This is a genomic window from Mycobacterium sp. E2699, assembly GCF_001666745.1.
In the GTDB taxonomy this organism is placed as follows: domain Bacteria; phylum Actinomycetota; class Actinomycetes; order Mycobacteriales; family Mycobacteriaceae; genus Mycobacterium.
Window position 1 is genome coordinate 1 of the sequence record NZ_LZJH01000110.1, and the last position, 13,760, is coordinate 13,760.

Genomic DNA, 13,760 nt, shown 5'->3' on the forward strand with positions numbered 1-13,760 from the left:
GTGCCACCGATAGCTTTTCGGCGTCGAAGAACGCCGGGGCGGACTTGATCGGCTCGAGTCGCGCGTCGGCGCCGCCGCGCATCAGCCGTGACGGGCTGACGAATCCGCTGGAATCGAGGAAGAATTCGTCACCTTTGTCGTCGGCGGCGACGACGACGGTGTTGGTCGCTTCGGGGATGCCCGCGACCGGCTCGCGCCGCCACTGGCCCGGCGTGGCGATCTCGACGCGGCTGGCCACGTCGGCGAGCGTCACGATCAGCAGCCGGTCCTTCGTCCACGCGTAGTGATTCAGGGCGGTGTGTTCGTCGGGCTCGAAGACGACCGTCAATTCGGCCGTGCCGTCCAGGAATTCGTCGTAACCGGCGGCCAGCAGTGATCCCGCGGCGTAGGTCGCGCTGCCGGTGTACCAATCGGTGCGCAGCTCGATGAGGATCCAGTCGCGATGGATCGACAGGCTCGCGTCGGTGGGCGCGTCGATGCGGATCAGTTCCGGGCCGCGCAACTCGTAGACTTCTTCGTTCCAGAAGTCCAGCGCGCGCCCCAGGAAGGTCCGCTCGAAGCCGGGCGTGCGATCCACCGACGCCGAGACGCGGACGTCGGCGCGGGAGCCCTCGAAGACGGTCTGCGCGTCGGCCAATGGCGTGCCGCGCCGCCAGCGCTTGATCACCCGGGGGTATCCGGACTCGGTGAGGGAGTCGGCGCCGAAGTCGGTGCCCACCAGCACGTTGTCCGGGTCGACCCACGCGATCTGCGACTTGGCCTCCGGCAGTCCGAACCCATCGGCGACGAATTGGCGTGTGGTCATGTCGAATTCGCGCACAACGGACGCGTCCGAGCCGCCACGGGACAGACCGATCAGCGCCCGGGTGTGATCGGGCTCGATGACGCCGGCGCCCGCCCACACCCATTTCTCGTCGTCGGCTCGCCCCAGCTCGTCGACGTCGATCAGCACGTCCCACTCCGGGGAGTCGGTGCGATAACGGTCCAGCGTGGTGCGCCGCCACAGCCCCCGCGGGTTGGCGGCGTCGCGCCAGAAGTTGTACAGGAATTCGCCGCGGCGGACCACGTACGGAATCCGGGCATCGGTGTCGAGCACCTCGAGCGCCTCGGTGCGCATCCGCTCGAACTCCGCGTCGCGGAACTTCGCCAGGGTCGGTTCGTTGCGTGCCCGCACCCACTTGAGTGCGTCTTCGCCGGTGACGTCCTCCAGCCACAGGTATGGGTCGTCGTCCACGCCCACCATTGTGTTCGAGCGCCGTTATGAAGTTGTCACCAGGATCACACCCACACGAGACCTATGTGGTACCCGTATATACAGTTAATCTCTTAACATCCCCTTATGGACCACAGTGCTTCCATAGATGGACGGCAGAGGCTACGGCTGGCGGACTATCTGGACGCCGAGGGCCACATCGCCCTCCCGGACGACGCCACGCTGACCTCCCGCCTGTACCGCAATATCGCCGAGCTCGGCGACGCCGTGTCGTATCGCTATCTGGACTACGGCCACGTCGCCGACGGCGAACCGGTCGAGCTGAGCTGGGCCCGCCTCGGCGTGCGGCTGCGCGCGGTCGGCGCCCGGCTGCAACAGGTCACCGCACCGGGCGACCGGGTGGCGATCCTGGCGCCGCAGGGCACCGACTACGTCGTCGGCTTCTTCGCGGCCATCGCCGCCGGCAACATCGCGGTGCCTCTGTTCGCGCCCGAGCTGCCCGGCCAGGTCGAACGGCTCGACGCGGTGCTGGGCGATGCCGTCCCGTCGGTCGTGCTGACCACAACCGGCGCCGCCGAGACCGTGCAGTCGTTCGTGCGCACATTGCCGCGCCACCGCCGGCCGCGGGTCATCGCCGTGGACGCCGTGCCCGACTCCGTGGGTGCCACCTTCGCCCCGGCGCACCCGGGCATCGACGACATCGCCTACCTGCAGTACACGTCGGGTTCGACCCGCACGCCCGCCGGTGTCGAGATCACCCACCGCGGGGTCATCACGAACGTGGTGCAGATGATCGATTCGGTCGGCCTGGACTGGAATATCCGAAGCATCAGCTGGTTGCCGCTGTTTCACGACATGGGGCTGCTGATGATCATGTTCCCGGCGCTGTGCGGCGGGCAGATCACGTTGATGTCGCCGACGGCGTTCGTGCGGCGGCCCTACCGGTGGATCCGCGAATTGGCCCGGCAGTCCCGCCACGGCCGCACCTTCGCCGCCGCCCCCAACTTCGCCTTCGATCTGGCCGCCGAGCGCGGATTGCCGGGTCCCGGCGAAGAGCTCGACCTGAGCAATGTCGCGGGGCTCATCAACGGGTCCGAACCGGTCAGCATCGCCTCGATCGAAAAGTTCAGCGAGGCCTTCGCGCCCTACGGGCTGCCTGCCACCGCCGTCAAACCGTCCTACGGGATGGCCGAGGCGACGTTGTTCGTCTCGACCATCGGCCCGCAGGCCCGGCCCAGCGTGGTCCATCTGGATCGCGACGAGCTGGGCGCGGGCCGCGCGGTGCCGGTCGTCCCCGGCGCGGCCAACGCCGTCGCGCAGGTGTCATGCGGCCGCGTTGCGCGCAGCCTCTGGGCGGTCATCGTCGACCCGGACACCGAGGCGGAGCTGCCCGACGGCCGGGTCGGGGAGATCTGGCTGCACGGCGACAACGTCGGCCGGGGCTACTGGGGCCGAACCGCGGAGACCGAGCTGGCTTTCCGCAACAAGCTGCAGTCCCGGCTGGAGGCCGGCAGCCACGCCGACGGGTCGGCGGTGGGCGGCACCTGGTTCCGCACCGGTGACCTCGGCCTGTATCTCGACGGGGAGCTCTACATCGTCGGCCGCATCAAGGATTTGGTGATCGTCGACGGCCGCAACCATTACCCGCAGGACATCGAGGCCACCGTGTCCGCGGCGGCGCCGGCGGTGCGGGACGGCCACGTGACCGCGTTCTCGGTGCCCCGCGAGCCCGCCGGCGAGCAGCTGGTGATCGTCGCCGAACGCGCTGCCGGCGCAGGCAAGGCCGACCCGACCGTGACCGTCGAGGCGATCCGCGCCGCCGTCTCGCGCCGGCACGCGCTGCCGGTGGCCGACGTCCGACTGCTTTCTGCCGGCCGAATCCCCCGCACCACCAGCGGAAAGCTCGCGCGCCGCGAGTGCCGGGCCCGCTATCTCGCGGGTGAGTTCTAGCAGCCTGCTGCCCCGCATCGCGCCGCGCTGACGGCGGTACTGTGAACTGTGTCACGGGAGCGAAAAAGGAGGCGGGATAGATGACTGTTTTCGCACGTCCGGGCTCTGCCGGAGCGTTGATGTCCTACGAGTCCCGGTACGGGAACTTCATCGGGGGCGAGTGGGTGGCGCCGGTGGGCGGCCGCTATTTCGAGAACCCGACGCCGGTGACGGGCCAAACGTTCTGCGAGGTGGCCCGCTCCGACGAGGGCGACATCGATAAGGCGCTCGACGCCGCACACGCCGCGGCCCCGGCGTGGGGCAAGACCGCGCCGGCCGAGCGGGCGGCGATCCTGAACAAGATCGCCGACCGCATCGACGAGAACCAGGCCGCGCTGGCCGTGGCCGAGGTGTGGGACAACGGCAAGCCGGTCCGCGAGGCGCTGGCCGCCGACATCCCGCTGGCGGCCGACCACTTCCGGTATTTCGCCGCGGCGATCCGCGCCCAGGAGGGTTCGCTGTCGCAGATCGACTCCGACACCGTCGCGTATCACTTCCACGAGCCGCTGGGGGTGGTCGGGCAGATCATCCCGTGGAACTTCCCCATCCTGATGGCCGCCTGGAAGATGGCGCCGGCGCTGGCGGCCGGCAACGCGGTGGTGCTCAAGCCCGCCGAGCAGACGCCGGCGTCGGTGCTCTACCTGATGTCGCTGATCGGCGACCTGCTGCCGGCGGGGGTGCTCAACGTCGTCAACGGGTTCGGCGCCGAGGCGGGCAAGCCGCTGGCGTCGAGCGACCGGATCGCCAAGGTCGCCTTCACCGGGGAAACCACCACCGGGCGGCTGATCATGCAGTACGCCTCGCAGAACCTGATCCCGGTGACCCTGGAGCTCGGCGGCAAGAGCCCCAACATCTTCTTCTCCGACGTGATGGCCCGGGGCGACGACTTCCAGGACAAGGCGCTGGAGGGCTTCACCATGTTCGCCCTCAACCAGGGGGAGGTGTGCACCTGCCCGTCGCGCAGCCTGATCCAGGCCGACATCTACGACGAGTTCCTGGAGCTCGCCGCGATCCGGACCAAGGCGGTGCGGCAGGGCGACCCGCTGGACAGCCAGACGATGCTGGGCTCGCAGGCCTCCAACGATCAGCTGGAAAAGATCCTGTCCTACATCGAGATCGGCAAGGGCGAGGGCGCCAAGATCATCACCGGTGGGGAGCGCGCCGAACTGGGCGGTGACCTGTCGGGCGGCTACTACATGCAGCCGACCATCTTCGGTGGCAACAACAGCATGCGGATCTTCCAGGAGGAGATCTTTGGGCCGGTGGTGGCCGTCACGTCGTTCTCCGACTACGACGACGCGATCTCGATCGCCAACGACACCCTCTACGGGCTGGGCGCGGGCGTGTGGAGCCGCGACGGCAACACCGCCTACCGGGCCGGACGCGACATCCAGGCCGGCCGGGTGTGGGTCAACTGCTACCACGTCTACCCCGCGCACGCGGCGTTCGGCGGCTACAAGCAGTCCGGCATCGGCCGCGAGAACCACAAGATGATGCTCAACCACTACCAACAGACGAAGAACCTGCTGGTGTCCTACTCCAACAAAGCGCAAGGGTTCTTCTGATGGTCTCGGGCGCCGTCATCACCCCCGCCGCCGCCGACCTGTTGGCGCGGCTGCAGGAGCGGCACGGTCCCCTGATGTTCCATCAGTCCGGCGGCTGCTGCGACGGCTCGTCGCCGATGTGCTACCCGAGCGGCGACTTCCTGGTCGGCGACCGCGACGTGCTGCTCGGCGTGCTCGACGTGGGTGACGGGGTGCCGGTGTGGATTTCCGGCCCGCAATACGCGGTGTGGAAGCGCACGCAGTTGGTCATCGACGTGGTGCCGGGCCGCGGCGGCGGGTTCAGCCTGGAGGCGCCCGAGGGCGTGCGCTTCCTCAGCCGCGGCCGCGCCTTCACCGACGCGGAGAAGGCCGAGCTGGCGGCCGCGCCCGTCGTCACCGGGGCCGCCTACCAACGCGGCGACCGCCCGTCCGAGCGCGGCCGGGTGGTGGCCGTGGGCAAGTAACCTCGTCAGCGTGATCCCGCTTCCGCGTCCCTGGTTGCTGGCCGGCGCCATGCTGATCGGTTGCGCCGCAGGCATGTTGGCCGCGGTCGCGCTGACCGGCATGGTTCATGCCGGGGCGCGCCCCGGCGTCGCCGTCGCGCTGGTGGTCGGGATCCCCGGCGTGGTCGGGCTGCTGACGGTCCTGTTCTCGGGGCGTCGGTGGGTGACGATGGTGGGCGCGTTCATCCTGTCGCTCGGCCCGGGCTGGTTCGGCGCGCTGGTCGCCCTGCAGGTGGCCTCCGGTGGCTGACGACGACGACCGGGCGTCGAGCCCGGGGACCGAGGCGTTCGTGCCGGCCTTCGACGACGACGAGGACACCGGCACCCAGTCCTTCGTCCCGGACTTCGACGACGACACCGGCTCGCAGCCGATTCCGGGGGCCGCGGCGGAGGAGAAGGCGGCGGAGCGTGCGCCCGAGCCGCCCGCGGCTGCGCCGGGGGGCGAGCCCGGCGGTTTGCCGGTGCAGCCCATCGCCGTTCCCGGTCGCTACCTGTACCTGAAGTGGTGGCAGCTGGTGCTGGTGCTGCTCGGCGTGTGGGCGGTGTCGGGTCCGGTGGGTCTCGGCTTGTTCTACTGGTGGCACCACTCGGCCAACAAGACCGCCGCGGCGTTCACGGTTCTGGTGTACGTCGTGGCCTGCGGTGTGGGCGGCGTGCTGCTGGCGATGGCGGAGGGCAGGGCGCTGCTCTCGGCGCTGTCACTCGCGGTGATGTCGGGGCCGTTCGCATCCGTCGCCGCCGCGGCACCCCTGTACGGCTACTACTTCTGCGAGCGGGCGGGTCACTGCCTGGCCGGCGTCATCCCGTACTAGGCCGCGATGTCCCCCCGGGTTCGCGGGGGTGGGGTCATGGACGAACGCGAGGCCCCACACTCGACGTCCCAGATGCAGGGGCGCCCCACTAGGGTGGGGGCCGTGACTTCCCACTATGACGTCGTCGTCCTCGGGGCCGGCCCCGGGGGATATGTCGCGGCCATCCGCGCCGCGCAGCTCGGCCTGAACACCGCAGTCGTCGAGTCCAAGTACTGGGGCGGGGTCTGCCTCAACGTCGGCTGCATTCCGTCCAAGGCGTTGCTGCGCAACGCCGAGCTCGTGCACATCTTCACCAAGGAGGCCAAGACCTTCGGCATGAGCGGCGAGGCGACCTTCGATTACGGCATCGCCTTCGACCGCAGCCGCAAGGTGGCCGAGGGCCGCGTCGCCGGCGTGCACTTCCTGATGAAAAAGAACAAGATCACCGAGATCCACGGGTACGGCCGGTTCACCGATCCCCACACGCTGTCGGTCGATCTCAACGACGGCGGGACCGAAACGGTCACGTTCGACAACGTCATCATCGCCACCGGCAGCAGCACCCGGCTGGTGCCGGGCACCTCGTTGTCGGCCAACGTGGTCACCTACGAGGAACAGATCCTGTCGCGAGAGCTGCCGGAGTCGATCATCATCGCGGGGGCCGGGGCCATCGGCATGGAGTTCGGCTACGTGCTGCACAACTACGGCGTCGACGTGACCATCGTGGAGTTCCTGCCGCGTGCGCTGCCCAACGAGGACGCCGAGGTGTCCAAGGAGATCGAGAAGCAGTTCAAGAAGCTGGGCATCAAGATCCTCACCGCCACCAAGGTCGAGTCCATCAACGACGACGGCTCGGCGGTCACGGTGACCGTCAGCAAGGACGGCAACGCGCAGGAGCTCAAGGCCGCAAAGGTGTTGCAGGCCATCGGGTTTGCGCCCAACGTCGAGGGTTACGGGCTGGAGGCGGCCGGGGTCGCGCTGACCGAGCGCAAGGCGATCGGCATCACCGACTACATGCGCACCAACGTCGACCACATCTATGCCATCGGCGACGTCACCGGCCGGCTGATGCTGGCCCACGTCGCCGAAGCCATGGGCGTGGTGGCGGCCGAAACCATCGCCGGCGCAGAAACATTGGCTCTGGGCGACTACCGCATGCTGCCGCGCGCGACGTTCTGCCAGCCGCAGGTCGCCAGCTTCGGGCTGACCGAGGAGCAGGCCCGCGACGAAGGCTACGACGTGGTGGTGGCCAAGTTCCCGTTCACCGCCAACGGCAAAGCCCATGGCCTGGGCGACCCCAGCGGTTTCGTCAAGCTGGTCGCCGACGGCAAGTACGGCGAGCTGCTGGGCGGGCACCTGATCGGCCACGACGTGTCCGAGCTGCTGCCCGAGCTGACGCTGGCCCAGAAGTGGGACCTGACCGCCACCGAGTTGGCCCGCAACGTGCACACCCACCCGACCATGTCGGAGGCGCTGCAGGAATGCTTCCACGGCCTGACCGGCCACATGATCAACTTCTAAGAATCGATGAATTCCGAAGAGACGCGTGACACCGTGATCGGCGTGATCGCCGGCGTCGCCACCGGTTACGTGCTGTGGCTGGTGGCCTTTTCGATCGCCGACGACAACGCGGCGGTGGGCCGGTGGGCGCCGACGGTGTTGCTGCTGTCGCTCGCGCTGGCGGTCTGCGCCACCCTGTGGGCGTCGCTGCAGCGCCGGCGCAAGAGGTACGCGTGGTCGGCGTTCGGCTTCGGATTGCCGCTGCTGCCGGTGGTGCTGACGCTGGCCGTGCTGGCCGACGTCTACTTCTAGACGGGCCGGTCCAGGGGGATGGCCAGCGCCGACATCGTCGCGGCCAGGCCGTCGTATTGGCTTGCCAGCAGGCAGAATTCGATGAGCTGACGCCGATCCAGGTGCGTCGCCAGCTGCCGCCAGGTGTCGTCGGTGACCGTGCGTTGCTCGAGGAACTCATCGGTGGCCGCCAGCAGCGCCTGCTGCCGTTGCGTCAGGCGCCCCTCGACCCGGTCCAGCGTCTCGGGCCATGCGAAGATGGCGGCCTGCAGGTCGTCGTCGAGCCCCTGATGTCGGGCCATTCCGCGATGGTGTTGCAACTCGTATTCGCAACTGCGCACGTGCGCGACCCGCAGGATGACCAACTCGGTGTCGATCGCCGGCAGCCGCCCGCGCAGCAGCCGCCCGCTGTACATCGACCAGGTCCAGAACAGCATCCGCCGCTGCCCCAGCGTGGTGAACAGGTGCATCTCCGGTACGCCCATCCGGCGCGCGGCCGCCTTCGCCATCACCCAGTTGATCGGCCCCAGTTCGCGGAACCGGCCCGACGGGATGCGGCCGTCGGTGCTCACGGTTGCTTCACCAGGTAGGGGGACACGGTGCTGCGGTGCTCGTCGAGATCGAGGGCGCGGCCCAGGGCCGGGAAGGCCCGTTGCGGGCAGTTGTCGCGTTCGCAGACGCGGCAGCCGGCGCCGATCGGTGTGGCGATATCGCCGGACAAGTCCAGTCCCTCCGAGTAGACGAGCCGATGAGCGTGGCGGAGCTCGCAGCCCAGCCCGATCGCGAAGGTCTTACCCGGCTGACCATACCGCGCGGCGCGGCGTTCCACGGTGCGGGCCACCCACATGTAGTTGCGGCCGTCGGGCATCTGCGCGATCTGCACCAGGATTTTGCCCGGGTTGGCGAACGTCTCGTAGACGTTCCACAACGGGCACGTCCCGCCGCTCGACGAGAAGTGAAAACCCGTGGCGGACTGGCGTTTTGACATGTTGCCTGCGCGGTCCACCCGGACGAACGAGAACGGCACCCCCCGCATCGTCGGGCGCTGCAGCGTCGAAAGCCGGTGCGCGATGGTCTCGTAACTGACCGCGTAGAAGGACGACAGCCGCTCGACGTCGTAGCGGAAATTCTCGGCGACGTCGTGGAACTGGCGGTAGGGCAGCACCGCGGCCGCCGCGAAGTAATTGGCCAGGCCCAGCCGGGCCAGCGTGTGCGACTCCTCGCTGGTGAACTTGCCCTCGGCGACCAGCTCGTCGATCAGCTCGCCGAACTCCAGGTACGCCAGTTCGGCCGCCAGCTTGAACACCTGCTGACCCGACGAGAGGTGATTGCTGATCTCCAGCGTCTTGGTGTCGGGGTCGAAGCGGTGCAGCACGGTGTCCCCGAGGTCGATGCGCCGGGTGATGTGCACCCCGTGCACCTCGGTGAGCCGGCGGGTCAGCTCGCGGGCCAGATCACCGTGGTGAAGGCGCATCTTGATGGTGAGGTCCTCGGCGGCGGTGTCCAGCTCGTGCAGGTAGTTCTGGCGTTGGTAGAAGTAGTCGCGCACCTCCTCGTGGGGCATGGTGATCGACCCGCTGCCGCTGCCGTCGGAGTACCGCTCCTCGGTGGCGGCGGCCAGCTGCGCGGTGGTGATCCGGTACCGCCGGTGCAGGTTGACCACGGCGCGGGCCAGGACCGGATGGGCGCTGACCATCTCGGCCACCTCGGTCGGCTCGACGTCGATGTCGAGGTCGCGGTCCATCGTGACCTCGCGCAGCTCGGCGACCAGCCGGGTGTCGTCCTGGGGGGCGAAGAAGGTCGCGTCCACCCCGAACACCTCGGTGATCCGGAGCAGCACGGCCACCGTCAGGGGCCGGACGTCGTGCTCGATCTGGTTGAGGTAGCTCGGCGAGATCTCCAGCATCTGGGCCAGCGCGGCCTGAGAAAACCCGCGCTCGTTGCGGAGCTGGCGAACGCGGGAGCCGACGAAGGTTTTGGCCACCCAAGCAGCCTACCGGGCGCTGCGAAGGCACGGTTCGCAGAGTTGGCAGGCCCGCGCGGTCGGTTCGGGATTGGCGATTCCGCGGGGCGATTTGGCATCATTCGCAGCGGGGGCCGGGGTTAACCTGGGATACCGACGCGGAGGAACGGGGAGACTGAGCCGTGAGCCTGGACAAAACAATGATGCCGGTGCCCGACGGTCATCCCGACGTATTCGATCGCGAATGGCCGCTTCGGGTCGGTGACATCGACCGCACCGGTCGGCTGCGCCTGGACGCCGCGTGCCGGCACATCCAGGACATCGGTCAGGACCAGCTGCGCGAGATGGGCTTCGAGGAGACCCATCCGCTGTGGATCGTCCGGCGCACCATGGTCGACCTGATCCACCCGATCGAGTTCCAGGACCTGCTGCGCTGCCGGCGCTGGTGTTCGGGCACCTCGAACCGGTGGTGTGAGATGCGGGTGCGCATCGACGGGCGCAAGGGCGGCCTGGTCGAGTCCGAGGCGTTCTGGATCAACATCAACCGGGAGACGCAGATGCCCGCGCGCATCGCCGACGACTTCCTGGCGGGTCTGCACAAGACGACCGACATCCAGCGGCTGCGCTGGAAGGGGTATCTGAAGCCCGGCAGCCGCGACGATGCGACCGAGATCCACGAGTTCCCTGTCCGGGTGACCGACATCGACCTGTTCGATCACATGAACAACTCGGTGTACTGGAGCGTGGTCGAGGATTATCTGGCGTCGCACCCCGAGCTGTTGCAGGGGCCGCTGCGCGTCACGATCGAGCACGAGGCGGCGGTGGCGCTGGGCGACAAGCTGGAAATCATCTCGCACGTCCACCCGGCCGGCTCGACGGATCAATTCGGCCCCAACCTGGCCGATCGGCCTGTTACAACGCTCACATATGCCGTCGGCGACGAGGCGAAAGCCGTCGCCGCGCTGTTCGCGATCTAACAGGACGGGCGTCCTGTGAAAATCCGACCTGACCTGCGTAGATACCGTTACTGACGGGTAGCTTCTGAAACGGTTCAGTTAGTGTTCACCTTCGCAAGGTTCGCAACATCGCCTCGAGTTGTTGCCGAAATTCGCAAATGAAACGGGTGGACCTGCGGTAGCACGCTGTGCCATCTTCGAGTTAGCACGCCAGTGAAGTTGAGCCCTCAGCTGCCGCCGGAAGGCGGCTGGCGTCGTAATTCAGCAAAGAACCGTTAAGGAGTAAGACCAATGTCTGTCGTTGGCACCCCGAAGAGCGCCGAGCAGCTTCAGCAGGACTGGGACACCAACCCGCGGTGGAAGGGCGTCACCCGCACCTACACCGCCGAGGACGTCGTCGCGCTGCAGGGCTCCGTCGTCGAGGAGCACACCCTGGCCCGCCGCGGCGCGGAGGTGCTGTGGGAGGAGCTGCACGACCTGGAGTGGGTCAATGCGCTCGGCGCGCTGACCGGCAACCAGGCCGTCCAGCAGGTGCGCGCCGGCCTGAAGGCCATCTACCTGTCGGGCTGGCAGGTCGCCGGTGACGCCAACCTGTCCGGCCACACCTACCCCGACCAGAGCCTGTACCCGGCCAACTCGGTGCCGCAGGTGGTCCGCCGGATCAACAACGCGCTGCAGCGCGCCGACCAGATCGCCAAGGTCGAGGGCGACAAGTCGGTGGAGAACTGGCTGGCGCCGATCGTCGCGGACGGCGAGGCCGGCTTCGGCGGCGCGCTCAACGTGTTCGAGTTGCAGAAGGCCCTCATCGCCGCCGGTGTCGCCGGTTCGCACTGGGAGGACCAGCTGGCGTCGGAGAAGAAGTGCGGCCACCTCGGTGGCAAGGTGCTGATTCCCACCCAGCAGCACATCCGCACCCTGACGTCGGCGCGGCTGGCCGCCGACGTGTGCGGCGTGCCGACCGTCGTGATCGCCCGCACGGACGCCGAGGCGGCCACGCTGATCACGTCCGACGTCGACGAGCGCGACCAGCCGTTCATCACCGGCGAGCGCACCAAGGAGGGCTTCTACCGCACCAAGAACGGCATCGAGCCCTGCATCGCGCGGGCCAAGGCGTACGCCCCGTTCGCAGACCTGATCTGGATGGAGACCGGCACGCCGGACCTGGAGGTCGCGCGCAAGTTCTCCGAGGCGGTCAAGGACGCGTACCCCGACCAGATGCTGGCGTACAACTGCTCGCCGTCGTTCAACTGGCGCAAGCACCTGGACGACGGCACCATCGCGAAGTTCCAGAAGGAGCTCGCCGCGATGGGATTCAAGTTCCAGTTCATCACGCTGGCCGGCTTCCACGCGCTGAACTACTCGATGTTCGACCTGGCCTACGGCTACGCCCGCAACCAGATGAGCGCCTACGTCGAGTTGCAGGAACGCGAGTTCGCCGCCGAGGAGCGTGGCTACACCGCCACCAAGCACCAGCGCGAGGTCGGTGCCGGTTACTTCGACCGGATCGCCACCACGGTCGACCCCAACTCGTCGACCACGGCGCTGACGGGTTCGACCGAAGAGGGCCAGTTCCACTGAGGACGAGCGGGCTTGCCCGCGAGGACGAAGTGGAACCGACATCGGGAGCCACTGCCACTGAGGACGAGCCTTCGCCGAACGTGAAGCCATGGCGGAGAATCCGCCGATTCTCCGCCCTCAGTTCACGTTCGACGGGCTGAAGTAGCATAGGCCCCGCCCGGGGCTACCTGGGCGGGGCCTATTGCGGTGCACCACAACACGACTGGAGACGACAACAAGTGAGCGACGCAGCGATCCAGCGGGTGGGAGTCGTCGGGGCCGGGCAGATGGGATCCGGCATCGCCGAGGTCGCCGTCCGCGCGGGTGTCGACGTGACCGTGTTCGAGACCACCGAGCCGCTGATCACGGCCGGCCGCAACCGCATCGTGAAGTCGCTGGAGCGCGGCGTCAGCGCCGGCAAGGTGACCGAGCGGGAGCGCGATCGCGCGCTGAGCAAGCTCACCTTCACCACCGACCTGAAGGACCTGGCCGACCGGCAACTGGTGATCGAGGCCATCGTCGAGGACGAGGCCGTCAAGGCGCAGGTGTTCGCCGACCTGGACCGGGTGGTCACCGATCCCGACGCGGTGCTGGCGTCCAACACGTCGAGCATCCCGATCATGAAGATCGCCGCGGCCACCAAGAACCCCCAGCGCGTGCTGGGACTGCACTTCTTCAACCCCGTCCCGGTGCTGCCGCTGGTCGAGCTGGTCTGCACGCTGGTCACCGACGAAGCCGCCGCCGCCCGCACCGAGCAGTTCGCCGGGGCGGTGCTGGGCAAGCAGGTGGTGCGCTGCTCCGACCGGTCCGGCTTCGTGGTCAACGCGTTGCTGGTGCCCTACCTGCTCTCGGCGATCCGGATGGTGGAGGCCGGCTTTGCCAGCGTCGAGGACGTGGACAAGGCAGTCGTCGCCGGGCTGTCGCACCCGATGGGCCCGCTGCGGCTGTCCGACCTCGTCGGTCTGGACACCCTCAAACTGATCGCGGACAAAATGTTCGAGGAATTCAAAGAACCGCAATACGGTCCGCCGCCGTTGCTGCTGCGCATGGTCGAGGCGGGCCGGCTGGGCAAAAAATCGGGCCGGGGTTTTTACGCCTACTAAAACGATGCGGCCGGGGTAGCAGCCGTTGGACAAGTCCGATATTATCCTCGCGTTCAACAATCGAGAGGGTATCGGGAATCCATGGCCGCGTTGAAACCGTATTACGAAGAGTCGCAATCGATCTACGACGTTTCAGACGAATTCTTCGCACTATTCCTCGATCCGACGATGGGGTACACCTGCGCCTACTTCGAGCGTGACGACATGACGCTCGAGGAGGCGCAGAACGCCAAATTCGACCTGGCGCTCGGCAAGCTGAACCTCGAGCCGGGGATGACGCTGCTGGACATCGGGTGTGGCTGGGGCGCCACCATGAGGCGCGCCATCGAGAAGTTCGACGTGAACGTCAT

13 protein-coding genes and 1 pseudogene are annotated in these 13,760 nt (G+C 67.9%); 11 read left to right on the forward strand and 3 right to left on the reverse strand.

What is annotated here, in order from left to right:
* Positions 1-1,234: pseudogene (locus A5696_RS20205) on the reverse strand (S9 family peptidase); the annotation flags it as partial.
* 105 nt (positions 1,235-1,339) lie between these two features.
* Between A5696_RS20205 and A5696_RS20210 the strand changes: the two are divergent.
* The 7 genes from A5696_RS20210 to A5696_RS20240 all read left to right on the forward strand — a co-directional run bounded on the left by A5696_RS20210 (position 1,340) and on the right by A5696_RS20240 (position 7,852).
* On the forward strand, positions 1,340-3,163 hold the full coding sequence (locus tag A5696_RS20210) for a fatty acyl-AMP ligase (protein ID WP_067882790.1): 1,824 nt from the start codon (positions 1,340-1,342) through the stop codon (positions 3,161-3,163).
* Positions 3,164-3,243: 80 nt separating this feature from the next.
* Complete coding sequence (locus A5696_RS20215; RefSeq protein WP_067882791.1) at positions 3,244-4,767, forward strand: aldehyde dehydrogenase family protein; 1,524 nt, start codon at positions 3,244-3,246, stop codon at positions 4,765-4,767.
* Positions 4,767-5,210 (forward strand): DUF779 domain-containing protein, encoded by a 444-nt coding sequence (locus tag A5696_RS20220; RefSeq protein WP_067882792.1) that lies wholly within the window; start codon positions 4,767-4,769, stop codon positions 5,208-5,210. Before A5696_RS20215 ends, A5696_RS20220 begins: the two co-directional genes overlap by 1 nt.
* Positions 5,211-5,220: 10 nt before the next feature.
* Positions 5,221-5,499 (forward strand): putative holin, encoded by a 279-nt coding sequence (locus A5696_RS20225; RefSeq protein ID WP_067882793.1) that lies wholly within the window; start codon positions 5,221-5,223, stop codon positions 5,497-5,499.
* Entirely contained in the window at positions 5,492-6,061 is a 570-nt protein-coding gene (locus tag A5696_RS20230) for a hypothetical protein (RefSeq protein WP_067882794.1), read from the forward strand. The genes A5696_RS20225 and A5696_RS20230 overlap by 8 nt, the downstream gene beginning before the upstream one ends.
* A gap of 72 nt (positions 6,062-6,133) precedes the next feature.
* A complete protein-coding gene (gene lpdA, locus A5696_RS20235) occupies positions 6,134-7,561 on the forward strand; it encodes a dihydrolipoyl dehydrogenase (RefSeq protein WP_067882801.1) in 1,428 nt (475 codons plus the stop codon).
* A gap of 6 nt (positions 7,562-7,567) precedes the next feature.
* Positions 7,568-7,852 carry a hypothetical protein gene (locus A5696_RS20240; RefSeq protein ID WP_067882795.1) on the forward strand — a complete coding sequence of 95 codons (285 nt, stop codon included), beginning with the start codon at positions 7,568-7,570 and terminating at the stop codon, positions 7,850-7,852.
* Here the strand turns inward: A5696_RS20240 and A5696_RS20245 are convergent.
* Both A5696_RS20245 and ramB read right to left on the reverse strand, forming a co-directional pair.
* Complete coding sequence (locus A5696_RS20245; protein WP_197517032.1) at positions 7,849-8,340, reverse strand: carboxymuconolactone decarboxylase family protein; 492 nt, start codon at positions 8,338-8,340, stop codon at positions 7,849-7,851. The genes A5696_RS20240 and A5696_RS20245 overlap by 4 nt on opposite strands.
* 59 nt (positions 8,341-8,399) lie before the next feature.
* Positions 8,400-9,815 (reverse strand): acetate metabolism transcriptional regulator RamB, encoded by a 1,416-nt coding sequence (gene ramB / locus A5696_RS20250; protein ID WP_067882797.1) that lies wholly within the window; start codon positions 9,813-9,815, stop codon positions 8,400-8,402.
* A 161-nt stretch (positions 9,816-9,976) separates the two neighbouring features.
* Between ramB and A5696_RS20255 the strand changes: the two genes are divergently transcribed.
* From A5696_RS20255 to A5696_RS20270, 4 genes are all read left to right on the forward strand, one after another.
* On the forward strand, positions 9,977-10,771 hold the full coding sequence (locus A5696_RS20255) for an acyl-[acyl-carrier-protein] thioesterase (RefSeq protein ID WP_067882798.1): 795 nt from the start codon (positions 9,977-9,979) through the stop codon (positions 10,769-10,771).
* A gap of 270 nt (positions 10,772-11,041) precedes the next feature.
* Positions 11,042-12,328 carry an isocitrate lyase gene (gene aceA, locus A5696_RS20260; RefSeq protein WP_067882799.1) on the forward strand — a complete coding sequence of 429 codons (1,287 nt, stop codon included), beginning with the start codon at positions 11,042-11,044 and terminating at the stop codon, positions 12,326-12,328.
* Positions 12,329-12,546: 218 nt separating this feature from the next.
* On the forward strand, positions 12,547-13,410 hold the full coding sequence (locus A5696_RS20265) for a 3-hydroxybutyryl-CoA dehydrogenase (RefSeq protein WP_067882800.1): 864 nt from the start codon (positions 12,547-12,549) through the stop codon (positions 13,408-13,410).
* Between the two features lie 81 nt (positions 13,411-13,491).
* A partial coding sequence (locus tag A5696_RS20270) for a class I SAM-dependent methyltransferase (protein ID WP_197517031.1) occupies positions 13,492-13,760 on the forward strand: 269 nt, incomplete at its 3' end.

Bases quoted from the DNA above. Each gene is read 5' to 3' on its own strand.
- A5696_RS20210 (WP_067882790.1), top strand. From the start codon at position 1,340: ATGGACCACAGTGCTTCCATAGATGGACGGCAGAGGCTACGGCTGGCG.
- A5696_RS20215 (WP_067882791.1), top strand. From the start codon at position 3,244: ATGACTGTTTTCGCACGTCCGGGCTCTGCCGGAGCGTTGATGTCCTAC.
- A5696_RS20220 (WP_067882792.1), top strand. From the start codon at position 4,767: ATGGTCTCGGGCGCCGTCATCACCCCCGCCGCCGCCGACCTGTTGGCG.
- lpdA (WP_067882801.1), top strand. From the start codon at position 6,134: ATGCAGGGGCGCCCCACTAGGGTGGGGGCCGTGACTTCCCACTATGAC.
- A5696_RS20240 (WP_067882795.1), top strand. From the start codon at position 7,568: ATGAATTCCGAAGAGACGCGTGACACCGTGATCGGCGTGATCGCCGGC.
- A5696_RS20245 (WP_197517032.1), bottom strand. From the start codon at position 8,340: ATGGCGAAGGCGGCCGCGCGCCGGATGGGCGTACCGGAGATGCACCTG.
- aceA (WP_067882799.1), top strand. From the start codon at position 11,042: ATGTCTGTCGTTGGCACCCCGAAGAGCGCCGAGCAGCTTCAGCAGGAC.